We start from the raw sequence: 22,865 nt of genomic DNA, 5'->3' as shown, positions 1-22,865 counted from the left end.
CCGCGTGCATCAGAAAGCTGTTAACGATATTAAACGCGATGCTGCGAGATAATAGGCAATGGGTGACAAATTAATCATCACCCATTGACTTTAAACACAGCTGCTCTCCCCCAGGGAGAGGGAGTTAGTACGGTGTTTTGGTGAGACGCAGAGGTTAATTTGTCGCAGGGCTGGTTCTCTCTCTAGGGAGAGAAATTGATGCGGTGTCTTGGTGAGGCACTGAGGTTAATTTGTCGCATGGCTGATTCTCTCTCCCCAGGGAGGGAGTTGATGCGGTGTCTTGTGAGATTCAGAAGTTAATCTGTAGCACGGTGAGTTCCCTCTCCCTGGGGGAGAGGGTTAGGGTGAGGGGATTATTTCCCGGCGGCAATGCGCTCACGGATATGCTGCGCGCGGGCTTCTGAAGGCGGGTGGCCATCAAACATGCTGCTCTTGCGGTTCCCCTCCATCTGCGCCAGCTTCTCGAAGCTGGTCACCAATCCGTTCGGATCGATACCGCGTTTCTTCAGCAGATCAAACGAATAATCGTCAGCCTGGCTTTCCTGCTTCTGCGAGAACTGGGCGTTCACCAGTTTTTCACCCAGATCGGCCAACTGAGACTCAGACAGTGAACCTACAATGCCACCCGCTGAAGAGGCGGCGGTGCGCAGTGCCACGGTGCCATAAGCCACTTGCATGGCTTTACGGGTATGGCCCAGCGCGACGTGGCCGATTTCGTGGCCGAGTACGCCTTCGACCTCGTTGTCGTTCATGATATCCATCAGGCCGCTGTAAACGCGGATACAACCGTTGGCCATCGCCCAAGCATTTACGTCTTTTGTCAGGTAAACCTTGTAGTTGGCGGTAGTACCGTCGATATTGTCACCCAGTGCGGCAGCGATCTTGTTCAGGCGCTGCGTGTAGGGGCTGTTTGCTGGCGCGATTTGCGCCTGGCTGTCCATCTCGGCGCAGGATTTATCACTTAGCGCTTTGACATCGTCGTTACTCAGCGTGGCGGCCTGAAAGGCCTGTGCCCCAGATTGCATCAGCGTGTCGGTATTGAGGTTCTGGCAGCCGCTCAACAGAGTGGTGATGCTTAATGCAATCAAAGAAGTACGGATCTTCATAAAGCTATCTTCCCATGATAGTAAAAAGGGGGTATGTGCCCTGTTTGTTGACGTCATTTCTGTGGCACGAGCCTATTGTACGTCAAGTGTAGTGAAAATAGTGTTATTCCGAAAAACTGACCGAACGTGCTAATAAGTTGTGAACTTGCTCTCATTTGGCATTAGGGATTGCCGTTTTAATGCTGAGTCTGAGAAAATAGAAAACTAGACTGCTTTTTTAATCCGACCTGGAGTAAAACATGTCCTCTCGTAAAGAGCTTGCCAACGCGATCCGCGCCCTTAGCATGGATGCCGTGCAAAAAGCCAATTCCGGCCACCCTGGGGCCCCTATGGGGATGGCAGATATCGCCGAAGTCCTGTGGCGTGACTACCTGAACCATAATCCGACCAACCCGCACTGGGCTGACCGTGACCGTTTCGTGTTGTCCAACGGCCATGGCTCCATGTTGATTTACAGCCTGCTGCACCTCACCGGCTACGATCTGCCGATGAGCGAACTGGAAAACTTCCGCCAACTGCATTCTAAAACCCCAGGGCACCCGGAATACGGTTATACCCCAGGGGTAGAAACCACCACCGGTCCACTGGGCCAGGGTATCGCCAACGCCATTGGTTTTGCCATTGCCGAACGCACGCTGGCCGCGCAGTTCAACCGTCCGGGCCATGAGATCGTCGATCACCACACCTATGCCTTTATGGGTGACGGCTGCATGATGGAAGGTATCTCTCACGAAGCCTGCTCGCTGGCTGGCACCATGAAGCTCGGCAAGCTGACCGCGTTTTATGATGACAACGGCATCTCCATCGACGGCCACGTAGAAGGCTGGTTCACCGACGACACCGCCAAGCGTTTCGAAGCCTACGGCTGGCACGTGGTGCGCGGTGTTGACGGCCACAACAGCGATGCCATCAAGGCAGCGATTGAAGAAGCCCATAAAGTTACCGACAAGCCTTCTCTGCTGATGTGCAAAACCATCATCGGTTTCGGTTCACCGAACAAAGCGGGCACTCATGATTCCCACGGTGCTCCGCTGGGTGAGGCCGAAGTGGCTGCGGCTCGCGTGCAGTTGGGTTGGAAATACCCGGCCTTTGAGATCCCACAGGATATCTATGCCCAGTGGGATGCCAAAGAAGCAGGCAAGGCGAAAGAAGCGGCCTGGAACGACAAGTTTGCTGCCTACGCCAAGGCCTTCCCAGAACTGGCTGCCGAGTTCAAACGCCGTGTGAACGGTGAACTGCCTGCCAACTGGCAAGCCGAAGCGAAGAAGTTTGTTGAGCAACTGCAGGCCAACCCGGCCAACATTGCCAGCCGTAAAGCCTCGCAGAACGCGCTGGAAGCTTTTGGTAAAGTGCTGCCAGAGTTCCTCGGCGGCTCCGCTGACCTGGCACCGAGCAACCTGACCATGTGGTCTGGCTCCAAATCGCTGAGCGATGACCCGGCGGGTAACTACATCCACTACGGCGTGCGCGAATTCGGCATGACCGCCATCACCAACGGTATCGCGCTGCACGGTGGTTTCCTGCCGTACTCCGCGACCTTCCTGATGTTTGTGGAATATGCCCGTAACGCAGTGCGTATGGCAGCATTGATGAAACTGCGCAACGTGTTTGTCTACACTCACGACTCGATCGGCTTGGGTGAAGACGGCCCGACGCACCAGCCGGTTGAACAACTGGCCAGCCTGCGCGTGACGCCAAACATGAGCACCTGGCGCCCTTGTGACCAGGTGGAGTCTGCGGTTGCCTGGCAGTACGGTATTGAACGCAACGACGGCCCGACCACGCTGGTATTCTCGCGTCAGAACCTGACCCAGCAGCCGCGTACCGCCGAGCAGTTGGCGAACGTTTACCGTGGGGCTTATGTGCTGAAAGATTGCGCGGGCACCCCAGAGGTGATCCTGATCGCGACCGGTTCCGAAGTAGGGATTACCGTACAAGCGGCTGACAAACTGAGCGCCGAAGGGCGTAAAGTGCGCGTCGTTTCTATGCCGTCTACCGACGCGTTTGACAAGCAGGATGCGGCCTACCGTGAGTCTGTGCTGCCCTCTTCCGTGACTGCCCGCGTGGCGGTGGAAGCAGGTATCGCGGATTACTGGTACAAGTACGTGGGCCTGAACGGCGCGATCGTAGGGATGCACACCTTCGGTGAGTCTGCGCCAGCGGATCTGCTGTTCAAAGAGTTCGGCTTCACTGTCGACAACGTGGTGGCTAAGGCCAAAGCGCTGTTGAAATAAATCTGCCGGGAGCGGTATACCGCTCCCATGGGGTTTCCCACAGGTTTGAACGACGATCAAAAGCCCGGTTCCCCGGGCTTTTACTGACTCAGAGCTGAGTCAATTTTTTCACTTCCAAGCTCACCAGCTTCCCTTCCAACTCGGCCAGGAAGGCATCATGGTAAGACATCGCCATATGCTCTTTCAGTGCCTGCTCAGAAGTCCAACGCTCGATAAACACGAAAGCGCCTGGATGGCCCTGTTCTTCATGCAAATCATATTGGATGCAGCCTGGCTCAGAACGGCTTGGAGCAACCATGGCGCGCACGGCTTTATCCACGGCAGCGCGGTGTTCTGGCAGGGCTTTGATCAGGGCGACTACTTTAACTTCACTCATTTCTGCTCCTTGTTGTGCAACATTGACCACAAAAAATAGCGACTTATATCCGTGCCCATCGTTTTTCAAGCTACCGCGCCGTTGGCTTCATCTCGCCGCAGCTTGCAACCCGGAGGGCACACACCCGTCATACTTTAACATGCAGCGGATGGTTTCCCGCCGTCAGGGGCACCCGACAGGCTAACAGTTTCTCTCAATAAATGCTGAATTTATCTTAAGTATCTGACTATTGACGCTCGCTCATGCGCTGGCTGCCGGCGTTGACGATGCTATTGGGGATGAGGGGGTAAAAATGTGCGCTAGATCATTTTATCTTCGCAAAAATCCCTCCACTCGACAGGCGAGGGGGGTCCACCTGTTCCTTTTAGCAAAAGTTTGGTTTATTCTCGGCTGAAGCGTTTCAGTTGGCGTTGTGCGCAACTCAAACGCCTGAGAGAGCGGTTGCGATGAGCAACAGGTTTTGACGAATAATGTAATGCAGCGATTCACAGCAGGCGGTACGCTAAAGTACTCTAGGCGGATAATGACAACCCGACCTTTGACCGGAACCTTATCGGCAGGGAAGGCCCTTTCTCAGGGAGTAGCATGACAATCCGCATAGCGATAAACGGCTTTGGCCGCATCGGCCGCAGCGTTTTACGCGCACTGTACGAATCGGGACGATGCGCTGAAATTTCCGTAGTGGCCATCAACGAACTGGCGAACGCCGAAGGGATGGCCCACCTGCTGAAGTATGACTCCAGCCACGGCCGCTTTGCCTGGGATGTGCGCCAGGAGGCGGAGATGCTGATCGTCGGGGATGACAGCATCCGGCTGTTGCATCAACCGGCGCTGGAGCAACTGCCCTGGGGCGAGTTGGGCGTGGACGTGGTGCTGGACTGCAGCGGTGTGTACGGCAGCCGTGCCGAGGGTGAGGCCCATTTGGCCGCCGGTGCGAAGAAGGTGCTGTTTGCCCATCCGGGGGGCAACGATCTGGATGCCACCATCGTGTTTGGGGTTAACCACCAGACGCTGCGTGGCGAACACCGTATCGTCTCCAATGCATCCTGTACCACCAACTGCATTATTCCGATTATCAAACTGCTGGACGATGCCTACAGCATCGAGTCCGGTACGGTGACCACCATCCACTCCTCAATGAACGATCAGCCGGTGATAGATGCTTATCACCAGGATTTGCGGCGTACCCGCGCGGCGAGCCAGTCGATTATTCCGGTCGACACCAAGCTGGCTGCCGGCATCACGCGCATCTTCCCGCAGTTTTGCGATCGTTTTGAAGCGATTTCCGTGCGTGTGCCCACGATAAACGTCACGGCCATTGATCTCAGCGTCAGCGTGAGTGCCAAGGTGTTAGTGACAGAGGTCAACCAGTTGTTGCAAAAGGCCGCAAGGGGATCATTTCGTGGTATAGTTGACTACACCGAACTACCATTAGTTTCGATCGATTTTAACCACGACCCGCACAGCGCCATCGTTGATGGCACACAGACTCGGGTCAGCGGGCAGCACCTGATAAAGACCTTGGTCTGGTGCGATAATGAATGGGGCTTTGCCAACCGGATGTTGGATACAACACAGGCAATGGCCGCAAGCGGTTTCTAATCAGGCACCATCAACGCCGTGTTGATGTGCCGCTCAGGCAATTTTATAGAGAATCAACCAAGAGGGTTCACCATGTCTGTAATCAAGATGACCGATCTGGATCTGGCCGGTAAGCGCGTTCTGATCCGTTCCGATCTGAACGTTCCAGTAAAAGACGGTAAAGTGACTTCCGATGCGCGTATCCGTGCCTCCCTGCCGACCATTGAAGCTGCGCTGAAGCAAGGCGCGCATGTGATGGTCACTTCGCATCTGGGCCGTCCTACCGAAGGCGAGTACAACGAAGAGTACTCCCTGCTGCCGGTGGTGAACTACCTGAAAGAACACATGAAATCCCCAGTGCGCCTGGCAAAGGATTACCTGGACGGCGTTGACGTTGCTGCAGGTGAACTGGTTGTTCTGGAAAACGTGCGCTTCAACAAAGGCGAAAAGAAAGACGACGAAGCCCTGTCCAAGAAATATGCGGCGCTGTGCGACGTGTACGTGATGGACGCCTTCGGCACAGCGCACCGCGCGCAGGCTTCAACCCACGGCGTGGGCAAGTTTGCTCCTGTGGCCTGTGCTGGCCCGCTGCTGTCTGCCGAGCTGGAAGCTCTGGGTAAAGCCCTGGGTAACCCGGCGCGTCCGATGGTGGCGATCGTCGGCGGCTCTAAAGTCTCTACCAAGCTGACCGTTCTGGATTCTCTGTCCAAGATTGCCGATCAGCTGATCGTGGGTGGTGGTATTGCCAACACCTTCGTCGCCGCGCAAGGCCACAACGTCGGTAAATCCCTGTACGAAGCCGATCTGATCCCAGAAGCGAAGAAGCTGCTGGAAACCTGTGATATTCCGGTGCCTACCGATGTGCGTGTAGCAACCGAGTTCTCTGAAACCGCGGTGGCGACCCTGAAGCCTGCCAGCGAAATCAAAGACGACGAACAAATTCTGGATCTGGGCGACGTTTCTGCCGAGCGTCTGGCCAAGATCCTGAAAGACGCTAAAACTATTCTGTGGAATGGCCCGGTTGGCGTATTCGAGTTCCCTAACTTCCGTAAGGGCACCGAAATTGTCGCTCGCGCTATCGCAGATAGCGAAGCCTTCTCCATTGCAGGCGGCGGCGACACTCTGGCAGCGATCGATCTGTTCGGTATTGCTGACAAAATCTCCTACATCTCTACCGGCGGCGGTGCTTTCCTCGAGTTCGTGGAAGGGAAACAGCTGCCAGCAGTGGTGATGCTGGAAGAGCGTGCCAAGAAGTGATTCAGATAACGGGGGGCGCAAGCCGCCCGTTTGCTTTATACCGCCCGCAGATTGCGGTGCGGTATGTAACATAGATTTCCATCCCCACCCGTCAGATTTCAAGCAGTGCAGTAGCTTGAAAATAAAGGGTATAACGGCCAACGAAACAGGACAAAGTCGCATGTCTAAAATATTTGATTTCGTAAAACCTGGTGTGATCACCGATGATGACGTTCAGAAAGTATTCGCAATCGCTAAAGAGAACAACTTTGCTCTGCCAGCGGTAAACTGCGTGGGTACCGACTCGATCAACGCCGTGCTGGAAACAGCCGCGAAGGTGCGCGCTCCGGTTATCGTTCAGTTCTCTAACGGCGGCGCTGCGTTTATTGCTGGCAAAGGCGTGAAAACGGATATTCCGCAGGGTGCCGCCATTCTGGGCGCGATCTCTGGCGCACACCACGTTCACCAAATGGCTGAACATTATGGCGTGCCGGTGATTCTGCATACCGACCACTGTGCGAAGAAACTGCTGCCATGGTTAGACGGCCTGTTGGATGCGGGTGAAAAACACTTTGCTGCCACCGGAAAACCGCTGTTCTCTTCTCATATGATCGATCTGTCTGAAGAATCCCTGGAAGAAAACATCGAAATTTGCAGCAAATACCTGACTCGCATGGCGAAGATCGGTATGACGCTGGAAATCGAACTGGGTTGCACCGGTGGTGAAGAAGATGGCGTAGACAACAGCCATATGGACGCTTCCGCACTGTACACTCAGCCAGAAGACGTGGCTTATGCCTACGAAAAACTGAACGCTATCAGCCCGAATTTCACCATCGCGGCGTCCTTCGGTAACGTACACGGTGTGTACAAGCCAGGTAACGTGAAGCTGACCCCAACCATCCTGCGTGATTCTCAGGCTTACGTGTCCAAGAAATTCAATCTGCCGCACAACAGCCTGAACTTCGTGTTCCACGGCGGTTCGGGTTCCAGCGATGCAGAGATCAAAGAATCCGTCAGCTATGGCGTGATCAAGATGAACATCGATACCGATACCCAGTGGGCAACATGGGAAGGCATCTTGAACTACTACAAAGAGAACGAAGCTTATCTGCAAGGCCAGTTGGGTAACCCTAAAGGCGCAGATCAGCCGAACAAGAAATATTACGATCCACGCGTATGGCTGCGCGCTGCCCAGACTTCTATGATTACCCGTCTGGAACAGGCTTTTAAAGATTTGAACGCCGTAAACGTGCTGTAATATTTGTTTTTCTTGATGCTGAAAGGCTCCCATCTGGGGGCCTTTTTTGTTGCTGCTTCAGCAACCCGGCACCGACGTTAATCACTACAGGCGTTCCTTATTTTTGACTTTCACCAACGCGATTGTTGTCAGAATAGATAAGATAACTTAGAGAGAACAGAGGGTTATTTTACTTGTAGTGGTTGGCGTAGGAGAGGAATGTTGGTTACCCTTAAAGGCGTGGTTTCCTTACTGGCGGTAGTGTGGTCAGTATTGTTGCGAATCCCCACCCGATTGGGGGAATAAAGTAGGGTATTAGAATGAAAGATCTCAATATTATCGAGGACATCAATAGCGCTGGCAGCTGGTTGGTGGATCATCAGGATCTGTTGATCCAGTACGCGGTAAACATCGTTGCTGCGATCGTCATTTTCATCATCGGTTCTATCATTGCGCGCGTCATCAGTAATGCGGTCAATCGCGTTATGAAATTGCGCGGCATTGATGCCACGGTGGCAGATTTCCTCGCGGCGATGGTGCGTTACAGTATTCTGGCGTTTACGCTGATCGCGGTGCTGGGGCGGATTGGTGTGCAAACCACGTCGGTGATTGCCGTCTTGGGTGCCGCTGGTTTGGCTATTGGCTTGGCGCTGCAGGGATCGTTGTCCAACTTTGCGGCGGGTGTGCTGCTGGTTGCCTTCCGCCCACTGCGTGCCGGTGAGTTTGTCGATCTGGGCGGCGTGGCCGGTACGGTCGATCAGGTGCAGATTTTCTCTACCACCCTGCGCACGGCTGATAACAAAATCATCGTGGTGCCGAACGGTAAAATCATCGCTGGCAATATCATCAACTTCTCGCGTGAACCGAATCGCCGCGTGGATATCGTGGTGGCGGTCGCCTACAGCGCCGACGTCGATCGGGTGAAACAGGTATTGGGTGACGTGATTGCTGCAGACAAGCGCATCATGCACGATAAGGGCGTTACCGTGCGCCTGAACGAAATGGCACCGCCGGCGCTGAACTTTGTCACCCGTTGCTGGACCACCAACGCCGAGTTCTGGAACGTCTATTTTGATCTGATGGAAAACTTCAAACGTCAGTTGGATATTAACCAGATTGCGGTGCCATGCCCGCAGATGGATGTGCATGTCCGTCACGTGGCGAAATCGGCCGAACAGCCGGAATAAACCGCGCTAACAGAAAGGCCACCGTCATGGTGGCCTGTTGGGATCTCATCAGACAAAAGGTGCTAACGGATCGGCGGCGGCAAAGGCCACTTCTCGTTGTGCTTTTGGCGGATAGATCAATTCGTTGGTGATAGCGATCTTGATTTTCTTGGCCTCTTCTCGGGTGGATTTAACCACCTGTTCCCAACCTTCGGTGTAGACCGCTCCCCAGGCTCCCAGATCCAGACAGGTAACATAATTCACCTGGCGGTAAGGCAAAGGGGTAACGCCGAGCAGATCGGCGGCCACGTTATGGCCGACAAAGCGCCCTAGCATAATGGCGTGCTGGCAGGTCATCAGGGCGTGATTGCCCAGATCGTCCGTGGCGGCGAAGGCCACATCCCCGGTAGCATAAATCTCTGGCAGGCCCGCGACGCGCAAATGTTGATCAACATGCAACCGGCCCTGCGGATCGCGCTGTGCCGGAATTTGCCGGGTCAGCAAACTGGCCTGCACGCCTACGGTTGAGATCACGGTGCTGGAAGCGAGATGTTGGCCGTTTTTCAAGGTCACGCCCTTTTCATCGATCGCCATGATCTCTGCATTAAGTAACCATTCCACTTCCAGTTCATTAGAGGCCTGCTCAATAACGCCGCGCAGTTGCTCACTGTAGCGCCCGCCAATCACCGGGCCGCGTTCGACGACGATCACTCGTACCGGTGTGGCATGTCCCAGCACGGCTCGCAAACGTGCAGGTAGCTCGGTGGCCATCTCAATACCGGTGAAACCCCCGCCGCAGACGATCGCGGTATTACGCGCTGCGCTCTCTGGCCGATCGGCGAGGGCATTGATGTGGTGTTCCAGGCGGGTGGCACTTTCCAACTGATCCAGATCGAAAGCATGCTGCTGCGCGCCGGGTAACGCCGGGTTGATCTGGCTACCGGTGGCCAGAACCAGGCGATCATAGCCGGCAACGGCAAGCTGCCCTTGAGCATTGTGATACCAGACCTGCTGGTTTTGGCTGTCGATCTCGCTGGCAGTACCGGTCAAAAACTTCACGCCGGTTACGCCAAATAACGGCAGCAGCGGTGCGGCGAAGGTGTTGACCTTGGCCTCATAGAAACGCGGACGGATGCGCAATTCGGGCTGTGGGGCCAGCACGGTGATTTCAATGTCTGTGCGTTCGTGCAGATCCGTCATTCGCGCTGCGCTCAAGGCTGCCCACATCCCTGCAAAACCAGCGCCGAGGATAAGAATTTTTTCTTTCATGCTTTGACTCCGTTAGCCACCTTGTAAAAGGAGGGGTGATTTATTAACTACGACTATATTGATCGTAGTTAAATGTGGCAAGCGTTTTGTTAAGATGGGAAGTGCATTGCATTGGGCTCTATTTAGCCCCGTATTTGGCTAAAAATTGCATCGGCGGCAGGAAGAAATTACTCTATAACTCAGACTTAACGGTGCGGAGATAAGATGGCGTTCTACAGTTCCGGGGTGGAGTATGGCATCCATAGCCTGATGTGTATGGTTGATGGCAAAGGGGAGGGGCGCGAAATGAGCGTTCGTGAAATCGCTGAGCTGCAGGGCGTTCCCTATGATTATCTGGCCAAGATTTTCACCAAGCTGTCTAAAGCCCAACTGGTTGAAAGCACCGAGGGTAAAGGTGGGGGCTTCCGGCTGGCAAAACCGGCCGATCAGATTAGCGTGCTGGATATTGTGGCGGCTATCGACGGTGAGAAATCGCTGTTTGACTGTAAAGAGATCCGCCAGCGGATGGCCGTATTTGATGAACCGGCACCGGAGTGGGCCTGCGAAGGTCTGTGCGGAGTACGCCAGGTGATGCAGGTCGCTCAGCAGCGGATGGAAGAGGCGCTGGCACAACACACAGTATTGGATTTGGTGCGGCGGATGTTCAGAAAAGCGCCGGATGTTTTCCCGATCCAGATCGAAGAGTGGATAGAACGCCGCCGTAATGATTGAATGGGTAAAGTAAACCGACCTACTTTACCCATCCAGCAATCGCTACTGCCCGTAATAAGCGTGTTTGCCGTGCTTGCGCAGGTAATGTTTATCCAGCAACACCTGCTGCATAGCCCCGATCCCCGGCGTTAACTGGCGGGAAAAAATCCCCATATAGGCAATTTCCTCCAGCACCACCGCATTGTGCACCGCGTCTTGGGCATCTTTACCCCAGGCGAACGGCCCGTGGGCGTTGACCAACACCGCCGGGATGGCGCTTGGGCTGATACCGCGTCGGTGGAAGGTTTCAATAATCACCTGACCGGTTTCCCGTTCATAGTCGTGCTCAATCTCGTCGGCGGTCATCAAGCGGGTGCAGGGAATGGTGCCGTAGAAGTAGTCGGCATGGGTGGTGCCCCAGGCGGGAATATCCAGCCCGGCCTGCGCCCAGATGGTAGCGTGGCGTGAGTGAGTGTGCACAATCCCGCCGATCTCGCTGAACTCGCGGTACAGCGCCAAATGGGTAGCGGTATCCGAAGAGGGTTTTTTGCTGCCTTCTAGCGTGCGGCCAGTGGCGAGATCGACCACGACCATATCGTCCGCCGTCATTTGTTCATATTCCACGCCGGAGGGTTTGATCACCACCAACCCACGCTCGCGATCGACCGCGCTGACGTTGCCCCAGGTAAAGGTCACCAGCTTATGGCGCGGCAGATCGAGGTTGGCTTCCAGCACCTGTTGCTTGAGCTGTGGCAGAGTTAGCATGGCATTCCCCCTTGCTGCATTTTCTGTTCGATAAAACGGCGCGCCTGCACGATCTCGGCCACTGGCTCATCGGCTTTTTCGGTCCACATCTCAATCAGGAAAGCGCCGCGATAGTTGAGCTGTTGCAGCGTGCGGAACAGCGCCACAAAATCCACGCAGCCTTCACCAAACGGCACATCGCGGAACTGCCCCGGCGAGCTGTCGGTGACTGGTAAGGTATCTTTAAGATGAATGGCGGCGATGCGATCGATGCCCAGTTTTAGCTCCTGCGCCACATCGTTGCCCCAGGCGCTGAGGTTGCCAACGTCCGGGTAAACCGTGAACCACGGCGAGGCCAGGCAAGCGTCCCAGGCTTTCCATTTGCTGATCGAGTTCATAAAGGCGGTATCCATAATCTCAACCGCCAGCATCACCTGCGCGGCGGCGGCGCGTTCCACCGCCCACTGCAACCCTTCACTGAAGCGGGCGAGGGTGCCTGCGTCCTGCTGTTCGTAATACACGTCGTAACCGGCGAGTTGAATGGTGCGGATGCCGACGTCTTTCGCCAGTTGGAGAGCCTGCTCCATGATGCGGTAGGCCTGCTGGCGCGTGGCCTCGTCGTGGCTGCCAAACGGGAAACGGCGGTGGCCGGAGAGGCACATGGATGGAATGGTAATGCCGGTTTCCAGTGTGGCACTCACTAGCGAAAGGCGCTGCTCTTTGCTCCAGCTCAGGCGCGCCAGCCGTTCGTCACTTTCATCGATCGACATCTCGACAAAATCAAAGCCGCAGGCTTTGGCCAGCGCCAGCCGCTCCGGCCAGCTCAGGTGCTTCGGCAAGGCTTTTTCATAAATCCCTAACGGATGCTGACGCATATCAACCTCTCCAGATGTCATTAATGGCGGTGTGGAACTGGCGCGCAGAGGCAACCGGATCCTGTGCTTCGGCCAGCGCGCGCCCGGCGATAAATGCCGTAACGGCGATATCTTTAAACAGCGGTAAATCGGTGGGGGTGATACCGCCGGTGACCGAAAGCTCGATGCCTAAATCAGACAGCGCCTTCATGGTGTCGAGATCCGCTTGGCCCCAGGTTTGCCCGCTGGCCTGCGCGTCGCGCCCCCGGTGGTAGATCGCCTGCCTGATACCGAGATCCAGCCAGTGTTTGGCATCTTCCAGCGTCCAGCGGCCAAACAGTTCGATCTGAATTTCCCCCTGATGACGCGCTGCCACTTCCTGCGCGCTGGCCATGGTGGCCAACGGGGCGGCGCAGATCACCGTCATCCAGTCAGCCCCCTGCGCAAAGGCTTGCTCTGCCAGGGTGGCACCGGCATCAGCCACCTTCAGATCGGCCACCAGCGTATGCTGCGGGCAACGCTCACGCAGGGCGCGTACCGCTTGGATCCCGGCGCTGATGCACAAAATGGTGCCTGCTTCGATAATGTCGACATGCGGATGGAGGCGTTCTACCGTTTGCAGGGCCGCATCCAGCCGGGTGTGATCGAGCGCCAGTTGCAGGCGCGGTTTGATGGTCATAAAGCCTCCTTGGAGTGGCCGCTTTGCAGCGTTTGTAACGCGCCAATCAGCGCCTGATAGCGTTGGTATTTGTGCTGGTAAGCCGCTTGCGCCTGTGCGTCTGGCTGCACGCTTTCCAGGCGCGGGGCCAGCGCCTGTTGGGCAGCGGTAAAGTCTGGGAACGCGCCGGTGCCGACCATGGCGGCCATCGCCGCCCCCAAGCAGCCGGTTTCTTCCACCTGTGGCAGTTCCAGCGGCAGGCCGCTGACGTCGGCCAACATCTGCATCCACGGGGCCGATTTCGCCGGGCCGCCGGTCACGCGCAGCGCGCGGGTGTGCGGGAAGCGTTGCAACATGCGCTTCAGGTGGGTCATATGGCAGAACACCACCCCTTCGAAGATCGCCTGTACCAGGTGCTCGCGCTGGTGGAAGGCCTGCATGCCGTAGAAGCTGGCGCAGAGGCCCAGCCCGGCGTTGGAGCCGTAGAGGAAAGGCGCAAACAGCAGTTGGCTGCCCGCTTTCGGCAAGGCTGCCACCCACTGGTTGAGCTGGCGGTAATCGTGCAGCCCCCATTGCTGGCAGAACCACTCCAGATTGGCGGCGGAGGTTGGGCTGGCTTCGTGCACGATGTATTGGCCCGCTTCGGCATGGCGGCCATAAACAAACGGGTGATCGAAGCCGGTTTCAATCGTTTGGCTAATCCCGCTGGTCACCGACCAGGTGCCCATCACCGCGTTCAGCCGGGTTTCATCCTGCAACCCGGCGCACAGCGCGGTGGACACCACGTCGAACAGCCCGCCCACCACCGGCGTGCCCGCCAGCAGGCCGGTGGCGGCGGCGGCGGAGCTATTGACCCTGCCAGCAACTTCGGCGGAACCGACGATTGGCGGCAGAGCGGCCACGATTTCGCCGATCCCGAGCAACTGCGCCAGCGCCGGGTCATAGCGGCCCTGCTCCATCTGATACAGATTGGACTCAGAGATATTGGTCTCTTCACAGGCCAGCTCACCGGTCAGGCAATAGCGCAGATAATCGTGCGCCATCAGCACGCTGCCGATCTGGCGATAACGTTCCGGCTGATGCTGTTTCACCCAGCGCAGCAGCGAAACCGGGTGGCCGGTCCACAGCGTCTGGCGGGTTTGCTCGTACAGCGCCTGTGGAATCCCGGCTTTCTGCCATGCCTGCACCAGCGCTAGCGCCCGCTGATCGGAAGAGAGCATGGCATTGCCCAGCGGCTGGCCCTGTTTGTCCAGCAGGAACAGCCCCTTCCCCTGAGCCGAAATGCCCACGCCCTGAACGGCGGTGGCTTTGATACCAAAGCGCTCCAGCACTTCGCGGATCACTGCGGCGGCGGTTTGCCACAGCGCGGGCATGTCCCGTTCCGCCCAGCCGGGCTGAGGCGCGATAATGGCCAGATTCCGGCGGGCAATCCCCAGTTCGTTTCCCTGTAGGTCATACAGCCCGGCTTTAATAAAGGTGCCGCCGCAATCCAGCCCTAACCAATATTTCATGGCGCGCTCCCTGCGCTTTGATCGCATTTGTTCGGCAACATCAGTGCCAGCAGCGAGGCAATCGCCAGCGAGACCGCCAGGCTGTAAACCCCGACGTCCTTGCTGAACAGGCTGATCAGCACGCCGACCATGTAGGGCCCGCAGAACCCGCCCAGATTACCGAGGGCGTTGATCACCCCGCGTGCGCCACCGGCCACTTCGGCGTTAAACAGCTTCGGGGGAATGGTCCAGAACACCCCGGCGGCGGCCTGAATAAACACCCCGCAGCCAACCAGCGCGGCATAGGACCACCAGATGTGCTCTTTCAACAGCACCGACAGCGCCATGCAGAGGGCAAAGCAGGCCAGCGGCAGGGAGACGAAGATTTTGCGTTTGCCGGTGCGGTCAGACAGGGTGGAGATAATCAGCATGCCGAAGATCGCGCCGATATAGGGCAGGATGGCTAACATCCCGACCTGTTCCATATTGCCGTTGGTCAGCCCTTTAAGGATGGTCGGCAGCCACAGGGTGTAGCCGTAGATGCCGGTCTGGTAGAAGAAGTTCACCAGGATCAGTTGCCACATGATCCGATCGCCCAGTACGCGCCGCAGCGACGCATTGCGCACGGTTTTACCTTTGATCAGTAACTGTTCGTCGTGCAGGGTTTTGATCAGGTAATCTTTCTCTGCCTGCGAGATCCATTTCGCCTCTTGCGGGCGGTTGCTGATGGTGAAATACCACAGCACCATCACCAGCAGCGATAACCCACCTTCCACCAGGAACAGCATGCGCCAGTCCCAGGCGGTGATGATCCAGCCAGAAAGCGGGGCGGTGAGAATGCCGGCGATCGGCACAAACATGATCACGATGGCGTTGGCACGGCCGCGTTCCTGGTCTGGGAACCAGTTGCTGATCATGGTCAGTACCACCGGCAGCATGCCGCCTTCGGAGACGCCGAGGGCAAAACGAAGGAACAGCAGTTGATATTGGTTGGTGACCAAGCCAGTGAGCACGGAAATAACCGCCCAGGCCAGCAGCGACCAGCCGATAAACTTCTTGCCGTTACCGTTGACCGCCAGTTTGCCGCCGGGCACCTGCAGGAACAGATAGCCGATAAAGAAAATACCGCCTGCCAATCCGGCCATTGAAGCGGTAATGCCTAATTCTTCGTCCATACCGCCGGGCATGGCGAAAGCGATATTAACGCGGTCCATATAAGAAATAATGCAGGTAATAAGAATAGGGGGCACTATGCGTAACCAGCGTAATTTAGGTATGGCTTGGCTACGGCCAACAGAAATAGAGGCTGTATTCATATTATCAATACCTTCATATAAATATACCCTTCATACTTCAAGTTGCATGTGCGTTGGCTTTCCTCGCTCACCCCAGTCACTTACTTGAGTAAGCTCTTGGGGATTCACTGCGTCGCCGCCTTCCTGCAACTCGAATTATTTTGGGTATAATGGCATTCCTTTAATTACCTGAAGCTGAAAGCTCCAAGTCGTTTGGGTATAGCGCGAATAAATTTCTCGTAGCACTTGATATCATATGACGCCCCCTCTCCCTGCGGGAGAGGGCCGGGGTGAGGGGCTTTAACTCGGTGCCATACCCCTCACCCTAACCCTCTCCCCGAGGGAGAGGGAACTGAATAGTCTTAACTCATTAGTATTGGATGATTAATTTATACCCGTCATACTTCAAGTTGCTTGGGTGTTGGCTGCGTTACTCGGCCCATATTGGGCCTCGCCCCTTCGGGGCCGCTGCAAGCAGCGTTCAAATCTGCTTACGCAGATTTGTCACTCACCCCAGTCACTTACTGGTGTAAGCTCCTGGGGATTCGCTCTGTTGCCGCCTACAAGCAACTCGAATTATTTTGGGTATAGTATTTCTTTCCTGTCTGAAATTAATGCCACCGGTATTTTTACCACCACTTTTCTAATATCGCAGGGGTGCTGATTAATACAGGCAGGGCGATGAACGTCCTGCGGAAAAAATACCGCGAAATTACCGGACTGCATGGTTAACCAAGATTCATTTTCCACGTTCTGATAATAAATGATGTCCCGCTGTTCCAATAACTCCTGCTCAATAAGGTTTTGACCATTATCTGCCGCGACGCCGATAAGTTCGGTGCCGCTCACCAGAAACTGCACGTCGATATTGTTGCGGTGCACTTCTGGCCGCAACTCATCTTTATTTTGCGTGTGTAAATCCAACACCTGCACCAGATAGCCGGTTTCCGCATCTTCATAGCGCCCGGCGGGCAGGGCGGCGAAGTCGGTGTTCTGCAAATAGGCCACCGCTTTAGCGATTGCCGGGGGATAGTGCTCTGCTGCCGTATGGGCAATATGGCCGAAAATCATGGTCTGCTCCTTAAAGTGCCTGAATGCGCGCCCAGATGCGGTCGTCAACCGGGATGCCATCGCGCTGATTCTCGGCGCGGACGCGTGGGAACCTGTGGCCCGGCAGGCGAATAGCGACATCGGGGTTATCGCGTTCGGCGCTGGTAACGTAGTCCATGATGCGCTGCAATTTTTCATCGCGCGTTTTGCCGTCGATCAGGCGTTCGATCTCGATGGCGATAAACACCTGCGAAACGCCATATTCGTCGCGGTGATCTTCAGTTACCTCGGCTACGGAACTGCCGCCGGAAAGCAGGGTGGCGATCATATCCAGCACCACCGACAGCGCCGAACCTTTCCAGTAACCCATGGGCAGAATGCGCCGATTTTCTTCGATAGTGGCCGGATCGCGCGTCAGGTTGCCGTCATTATCGAAACCGCCGTCCACCGGCAGCGTTTTGCCTGCCAGGCGATTCATCTCCAGTGCGCCGTAGGAGAACATCGACATCGACATATCCACCATGGTGATCGGGTTACTCGGCACGGCGACGATCAGCGGGTTGGTGCCGATGCGGCACGCTTTAGCCCCCCAGGGTGGCATCACGGCAATTGAATTAGTCCAGCAGATGCCGATATAGCCTTTTTCCGCCGCCTGCCAGCCGTAGCCGCCGCCGCGCATCCAGTGGTTGGCATTACGCAGCGCCACCAGGCCGATGCCGTGTTGATCCGCCAGTTGCATGGCGCGATCCATCATCTGGCGCGCGGTCAGGTTGCCGATCCCCTGATGGGCATCCCACTGCTCGATAGCACCCAGCGCCAGCAGCTTGCTCGGCTTGGCGTCGGGAACGATGTCACCGGCCTCCAACTGCTGAATAAAGCGCGGAAAGCGGTTTACGCCGTGGGAATAGACACCGCTTTCGGTGGTTTCCGCAAACATTGCGGCGCACTCATCCGCCGTCTGTTCCGCCACGCCCCGTGCCAGCAACACGCGTTTGAATTGCTGTTTTAGTTCGGTGTAACTCACTCTCATGCTGCTTCTCCGTTACGGCGATCTGTATTTTTCATACTCTTTAAATTTCATTATGCGAAATCACATTTCAAATAAATGCTATACCTGCATGGGGGGGAAGTCAAAGCAGAGGAATGGAAAATTAGTACTTAAAAACAGTGGGTTAAATTGATGTGGCGATTTTGTGATCGTCGACACATTTTGGTGGTGTTGGCGTGCTACAGACGTGGGGAAGCAGGGCGAGGCGGGCTCACCCTGCATTGGTATAACCCGTGTTTACCCGTGAGTATTCAGGGTAACCCGGTACAGCGACGTGGTGGCAGTGATGTACAGTTCATTACCCTCTGGCCCGCCAAAGGTGCAGTTGGAAACCCGCTCCGGCACGGCGATCTTGCCGATTTTCTGGCCTTGAGGGTTAAAAATGGTGATGCCATCGGCACAGCTACAGAACAGATTACCGGCAGCATCCAGGCAAAAGCCGTCCGGGAAGCCGGGTGCAACCTGGGCAAAATGGCGGCTAGCCCCCAGCTTGCGCCCTTCTACCGGGTAGACCCGCAGTTCTCTGCGCCCAAGCGTGGGGAAATCGACGATCGACATATCCGCCACGTACAGCAGGCGTTCGTCCGGTGAAAAAGCCAGGCCGTTGGGCCGCTGCAGATCGCTGGCGGCGATATTCAACGAGCCGTCGCGGGGATCGAAGCAGTACAGGTAGCAGCCGATCACCTGGCTTTCTGATTTGTAGCCCTCTTCGTCGCCGATGATGCCGTAGGGCGGATCGGTAAACCACAGGGTGCCGTCGGAGCGCACCACCACATCATTGGGGGAGTTGAAGCGCTTACCGTCAACGCGTTCCACCAGCAGTGTGATGCTGCCGTCATGCTCGGTGCGGCTGATGGCGCGCCGCCCGTGTTCACAACTGATCACGCGCCCTTGGCTGTCGCGGGCATTGCCGTTGGCATAGTGCGAAGGGGAGCGCCACAGGCTGAGTTCCCCGTTGCGCGCCCAGCGAAACATGCGGTTACCCTTTACATCGCTGAACACTACGGCATCCTGTTGTGGCAGCCATACCGGGCCTTCGGCCCAGATGGCGGGCGAGCATAAGCGTTCCAATGATTGTGCGTTCATGCCAGCCCCTCCGTTTATTTTACGCCCCAGATGGTTTTGTAATGTTCCTGATAGCCGTTTTGCGGGTCATACAGGTTATTGGCGCTGATATTATCGCGGGTGACCAGGTGCGCCGGGGTAACGTAGCCAGATGGCGGCTGCTTGGCAAAGGCGCGGTTGAACTCATCCAGCAGCTGCCAGCCGTGCAGTTTCAGCGGCTCTGGCACGGTGGCGGCTTGGCTGTCGCCCGAGCGGATGCGTTGATAGGCAGAAATAGAACCGTCGCCGGCAGAGATGTTATGCGGCGCATTTTGGCCGCCTTTTCCGGCAGTTTTCAGCGCCGGGGCCATAAAGTCGAAATACAGATCGTTAATCGCCAGCGCGTACTGGAATTGATCGCCGTATTTCTGCAGCAGGCTGAAGGTCATGGCGGGCATGCGGTTGGCGGTGTCCGCCAGCGGCGTGTCGATGAACTCCACCACTTTACAGCCGCTGCATTTGCCGATCTCCTCTTTCATCACGTTAGCCTTGTCCAGCGCGATCTGGTACAGCGAATCGGTAAAGATCAGCACGCTGGCCTGGCCGCCGGATTTCACCACCGCGTACTGTGCCGCGATGCGTGCTACCTCGTTGGAATCGGAGGTGACGTTATAGAACACGTTGTACTTGGCGATCGGGCCCGGCTCTGGTACCGCGTGCCAGGCGGTGAGCACGATGCCCTGCTGAATCGCCTTTTTCAGCGGGATCTTGGCGACGTTGGGGTTCCAGCCACCGATGACGATGCCGTCTGGCTTCTGAGCAATCGCCTGGTTGAGTGATGACAGCTGATCCTTCACCGAGCCACCGCCATCCAGCGTTTCCAACTGCCAGCCAGCCGCTTTGGCCGCTTCGCTCAGCCCTTGCTGCACCCCTTGGACGCCGCCGTTTTTCATGTCGGAGGCAATAAAGATGATTTTCTTGTTCGGCTGCAAGCGTGGGCCGCTGGTGGGGCCGTCCCATTGTGTGGCGCTGGCCGTGGCCTTATTGACCGCGGCGGTGGCCTGATCGAGGTAAGCATCCGCCCACGCCGGTGCGGTGGCTAACAGCAACGTGGTGACCCCTGATAACATCCAAAAACGTTTCATACGTGAACTCCTGATTAAGGATTGATCGCTTTCTGGTTATTGTTTTCGGCTAAAGCCGCCTGACTGTGTTGTACCGCTTTTTGATTGAGTAACCGGCGGCGCTGGGCATAACCCGCCAGCGTGATGGAAAGCAGCAGGGTGGCGCCGTTGAATAACGGTTCAACCCAGAACTCGCCGCCAAACTGTTGGATACCGGCAATGCCGATCGCCAGAATGGCTATACCGACCACCGTGCCCCAGACGTTGACCCGGCCTGGGCGGATAGTGGTGCTGCCGAGGAAGGCGCCGACCAGCGCCGGTAACAGGTAATCCATGCCGACGCTGGCCTGCCCGACGGCTTGTTCAGCGGCGATCAGCACGCCGCTGAAACCGGTGAGCACGCTTGAGGCCATAAAAGCGCCAATGGTGAAGCGGTTGACGGAAATGCCGTTCAGCCGAGCCGCCGCCGGGTTGCCGCCTACCGCATACATGCAGCGGCCGAGCGGCGTGTGCTCGGTGATCAACCACAGGACCACGGCCACGATCAGCACATAGAAGGCGACGATCGGGATACCGGCAATTTCGGTGTGATGCAGGGCGATAAAGGCGTCGGGCAAATCCCCGACGATCTGCCGCCCGCCAGAGTGCCACAGGGCGATGGCATACAGCACGGTGCCGGAACCCAGGGTGGCGACGAAGCTGTCGATATCAGCCAAGGCCACCAGGATCCCGTTCAGCAGGCCATACAGCGCGGAAATCACCAGCACGGCCAACACCGCCATCTGCCAGGAAAAGCCGTATTCCACCTGCAGGGTGATCGCCAGAATGTGCCATAGCACAATGCCGAAACCGACGTTAAGGTCGATCTTGCCGACGATCATCGGAATGGTGGCGGCCAACGCCAGCAGGGCAATCTTGGCTTTGCTCGACAGGATCGCCTGCAGCGTCAGCATGGAGGCAAACGACGGGGTGGTGAGTGAAAACAGGATCACCAGCATGACGCACAGCAACAGCAGGCCGTAGCGGGTGAGGATCTGCATTAACCACGGGCCAGCGCCGTCCTGCGTCAGGCTGACACGTTGCTCTAATGCCGTTGATTTAACGGATGTTTTATTCGACATGCTGTTTCTCCAGCGCAACTTCCCCGGTGCTGGCAGAGGCCAGCTCCAATAAATTGGCGAACGAGACCTGCTGGTTCTGCAGTTCGCCGACCACGCTTCCCCGGTTGAAGACCAAGGCGCGGTTACAGATATGGGCGATCTCCTCGAAGTCGTTGGAGATCACCAATACCGCCACGCCTGCCGCCAGGGATTGATTTAATAGATGGTAAATTTCCGCCCGCGCGCCGACGTCGACGCCAGCGGTAGGATCTTCCAGGATCAGCAAGGGGGCATCCAGGTGCAGCCAGCGCGCCATCACCACTTTCTGCTGGTTGCCGCCGGAGAGGGCGCTGATATCGATATCGACGTCCTTTGGCCGCACGTCGAACTGCTGCACCTTCTGCTCGCTGGCGGTGGTTTCGGCGCGGCGGCTGTAGCGCGCCAGCAGCTTGTGGCCGCTGGCGCACGGGTTGAGGAACAGGTTTTCGCGCACGCTCATCGACATCACCAGGCTTTCTCCGGTGCGATCGCCCGCCACCAGCGAAACGCCGCAGGCGATCGCCTGTTGTGGGTTGGTGGCAGCGTAAGGCAGATTGCGGAACTGGATTTCACCGCAATCGCGCTGGCGCAGGCCAAACAGCAGGCGGCCGATCTCTTCCTGCCCGGCACCGCGCAGCCCGGCCAAGGCCAGCATTTCACCCGGCTGCAGGCTGAAGCTGACCGGGCCAATCTCACCGACCACCACGTTGTTGAGCTGTAGTACCGGCGGTTGCCGCACCGGCAGCGGTGCGCGCTGATCGCCCGCTATTGCTTCGCCGACGATCGTCTGCACCAGATCGCGCAGCGAGTAGTCGGCGGTGTTGCCCCCGGCGACGTAGCGCCCGTCGCGCATCACGCACACCCGATCGGCAATCTCAATCACTTCATCCAGGCGGTGGGTGACATAGATCATGCCGACCTTCCTGGCCCGCAGCCGGTTGATCACGGCAAACAGATGGCGCACGTCGTTGGCGGGCAGCGACGCGGTGGGTTCGTCCAGCACCAGCAGTTCGGCGTTGACCGCCACCGCGCGTGCGATCGCCAGCAGCGATTTCTCGGTACGTGAAAGCTCAAACACCCGGGCGTCGGGATCCAGCGCAATCCCCACATCCTGCAACGCCTCGGCGGCACGCTGGCGGATGGCGCGCCAGTCGATCAGCCCGAAACGGCGTGGAAAGCCCATCACCAGCGCCATGTTTTCTGCCACCGTCATCCATTCGATCAGCCCCAAGTCCTGATGAATAAAGGCAATCGGCTGGCGGTTGGCACTCTTTATCGCCGCCGCTGAAACAATACTCTGGCCCTGAAAGCGAATATCACCGCCATCGCGTGGGTAAACCCCAGCCAATACTTTGATCAGCGTCGATTTGCCAGCCCCGTTTTCACCCAGTAGCGCCAGCACTTCGCCGGGCATCACCTGCAGGCTGACATCGTTAACCGCGATGTTGCCGCCAAACTGCTTCACGATATGGCTGAGTGTCAGAATGGGTTGATGCGCATTGCTCTGCGTCATGTGATGCC

At 56.9% G+C, this 22,865-nt stretch carries 20 protein-coding genes; 6 read left to right on the top strand and 14 right to left on the bottom strand.

What is annotated here, in order from left to right; translation table 11 throughout:
• Positions 1–353: 353 nt before the first annotated feature.
• The gene (locus WG891_RS24220) at positions 354–1,106 is read right to left on the bottom strand and encodes a M48 family metallopeptidase (RefSeq protein WP_337264816.1); all 753 of its coding nucleotides are present in this window, start codon (positions 1,104–1,106) and stop codon (positions 354–356) included.
• 239 nt (positions 1,107–1,345) lie between these two features.
• Between WG891_RS24220 and tkt the strand changes: the two genes are divergently transcribed.
• Entirely contained in the window at positions 1,346–3,340 is a 1,995-nt protein-coding gene (gene tkt, locus WG891_RS24215) for a transketolase (protein ID WP_337264815.1), read from the top strand.
• A gap of 88 nt (positions 3,341–3,428) precedes the next feature.
• Here the strand turns inward: tkt and WG891_RS24210 are convergent, their stop codons facing one another.
• The gene (locus WG891_RS24210; protein ID WP_076943340.1) at positions 3,429–3,716 is read right to left on the bottom strand and encodes a putative quinol monooxygenase; all 288 of its coding nucleotides are present in this window, start codon (positions 3,714–3,716) and stop codon (positions 3,429–3,431) included.
• 585 nt (positions 3,717–4,301) lie between these two features.
• On the opposite strand from WG891_RS24210, the gene epd reads away from it, so the two are divergent.
• The 4 genes from epd (at position 4,302) to mscS (ending at position 8,960) form a co-directional block, all read left to right on the top strand.
• Positions 4,302–5,318 (top strand): erythrose-4-phosphate dehydrogenase, encoded by a 1,017-nt coding sequence (gene epd, locus WG891_RS24205; protein WP_337264814.1) that lies wholly within the window; start codon positions 4,302–4,304, stop codon positions 5,316–5,318.
• A 72-nt stretch (positions 5,319–5,390) separates the two neighbouring features.
• Positions 5,391–6,554 carry a phosphoglycerate kinase gene (gene pgk / locus WG891_RS24200; protein WP_076943338.1) on the top strand — a complete coding sequence of 388 codons (1,164 nt, stop codon included), beginning with the start codon at positions 5,391–5,393 and terminating at the stop codon, positions 6,552–6,554.
• Between the two features lie 160 nt (positions 6,555–6,714).
• Positions 6,715–7,794: a class II fructose-bisphosphate aldolase gene (gene fbaA, locus WG891_RS24195; RefSeq protein ID WP_337264813.1), complete on the top strand. Its 1,080-nt coding sequence runs from the start codon at positions 6,715–6,717 to the stop codon at positions 7,792–7,794.
• A 299-nt stretch (positions 7,795–8,093) separates the two neighbouring features.
• A complete protein-coding gene (gene mscS, locus WG891_RS24190) occupies positions 8,094–8,960 on the top strand; it encodes a small-conductance mechanosensitive channel MscS (RefSeq protein ID WP_337264812.1) in 867 nt (288 codons plus the stop codon).
• 48 nt (positions 8,961–9,008) lie between these two features.
• On the opposite strand, the gene WG891_RS24185 is transcribed toward mscS, so the two are convergent.
• Positions 9,009–10,208, bottom strand: coding sequence for an NAD(P)/FAD-dependent oxidoreductase (locus tag WG891_RS24185; RefSeq protein ID WP_337264811.1), 1,200 nt, complete (start codon positions 10,206–10,208; stop codon positions 9,009–9,011).
• 204 nt (positions 10,209–10,412) lie between these two features.
• Here WG891_RS24185 and WG891_RS24180 point away from each other — a divergent pair, with 204 nt between their 5' ends.
• Positions 10,413–10,919 carry an RrF2 family transcriptional regulator gene (locus tag WG891_RS24180; RefSeq protein WP_337264810.1) on the top strand — a complete coding sequence of 169 codons (507 nt, stop codon included), beginning with the start codon at positions 10,413–10,415 and terminating at the stop codon, positions 10,917–10,919.
• 42 nt (positions 10,920–10,961) lie between these two features.
• Here the strand turns inward: WG891_RS24180 and araD are convergent, their stop codons facing one another.
• From araD to WG891_RS24125, 11 genes are all read right to left on the bottom strand, one after another.
• Positions 10,962–11,663 carry an L-ribulose-5-phosphate 4-epimerase gene (gene araD / locus WG891_RS24175; protein ID WP_337264809.1) on the bottom strand — a complete coding sequence of 234 codons (702 nt, stop codon included), beginning with the start codon at positions 11,661–11,663 and terminating at the stop codon, positions 10,962–10,964.
• The gene (locus WG891_RS24170) at positions 11,657–12,517 is read right to left on the bottom strand and encodes an L-ribulose-5-phosphate 3-epimerase (protein WP_156293115.1); all 861 of its coding nucleotides are present in this window, start codon (positions 12,515–12,517) and stop codon (positions 11,657–11,659) included. The genes araD and WG891_RS24170 overlap by 7 nt, the downstream gene beginning before the upstream one ends.
• A 1-nt stretch (position 12,518) precedes the next feature.
• Entirely contained in the window at positions 12,519–13,175 is a 657-nt protein-coding gene (ulaD, locus tag WG891_RS24165) for a 3-keto-L-gulonate-6-phosphate decarboxylase UlaD (RefSeq protein ID WP_337264808.1), read from the bottom strand.
• Positions 13,172–14,665: an FGGY-family carbohydrate kinase gene (locus WG891_RS24160; RefSeq protein ID WP_337264807.1), complete on the bottom strand. Its 1,494-nt coding sequence runs from the start codon at positions 14,663–14,665 to the stop codon at positions 13,172–13,174. The genes ulaD and WG891_RS24160 overlap by 4 nt, the downstream gene beginning before the upstream one ends.
• Entirely contained in the window at positions 14,662–15,960 is a 1,299-nt protein-coding gene (locus WG891_RS24155) for an MFS transporter (protein WP_076943331.1), read from the bottom strand. Before WG891_RS24155 ends, WG891_RS24160 begins: the two co-directional genes overlap by 4 nt.
• 555 nt (positions 15,961–16,515) lie before the next feature.
• On the bottom strand, positions 16,516–17,010 hold the full coding sequence (locus WG891_RS24150) for a YhcH/YjgK/YiaL family protein (RefSeq protein WP_337264806.1): 495 nt from the start codon (positions 17,008–17,010) through the stop codon (positions 16,516–16,518).
• A 10-nt stretch (positions 17,011–17,020) separates the two neighbouring features.
• The gene (gene yiaK / locus WG891_RS24145) at positions 17,021–18,019 is read right to left on the bottom strand and encodes a 3-dehydro-L-gulonate 2-dehydrogenase (RefSeq protein WP_337264805.1); all 999 of its coding nucleotides are present in this window, start codon (positions 18,017–18,019) and stop codon (positions 17,021–17,023) included.
• Between the two features lie 255 nt (positions 18,020–18,274).
• Complete coding sequence (locus WG891_RS24140; protein WP_337264804.1) at positions 18,275–19,123, bottom strand: SMP-30/gluconolactonase/LRE family protein; 849 nt, start codon at positions 19,121–19,123, stop codon at positions 18,275–18,277.
• A gap of 14 nt (positions 19,124–19,137) precedes the next feature.
• Positions 19,138–20,226, bottom strand: a complete 1,089-nt coding sequence (locus WG891_RS24135; protein WP_337264803.1) for an ABC transporter substrate-binding protein — start codon at positions 20,224–20,226, stop codon at positions 19,138–19,140.
• Positions 20,227–20,240: 14 nt separating this feature from the next.
• A complete protein-coding gene (locus tag WG891_RS24130) occupies positions 20,241–21,326 on the bottom strand; it encodes an ABC transporter permease (protein WP_337264802.1) in 1,086 nt (361 codons plus the stop codon).
• The gene (locus WG891_RS24125; protein WP_337264801.1) at positions 21,316–22,857 is read right to left on the bottom strand and encodes a sugar ABC transporter ATP-binding protein; all 1,542 of its coding nucleotides are present in this window, start codon (positions 22,855–22,857) and stop codon (positions 21,316–21,318) included. Before WG891_RS24125 ends, WG891_RS24130 begins: the two co-directional genes overlap by 11 nt.
• Positions 22,858–22,865 lie beyond the last annotated feature (8 nt).

Source organism: Serratia sp. MMO-28 (assembly GCF_037199905.1).
Lineage (GTDB): Bacteria > Pseudomonadota > Gammaproteobacteria > Enterobacterales > Enterobacteriaceae > Chania > Chania oryzae.
The sequence above is the reverse complement of the archived record's forward strand: the minus strand, read 5'-3'. Positions and strand labels throughout refer to the sequence as shown.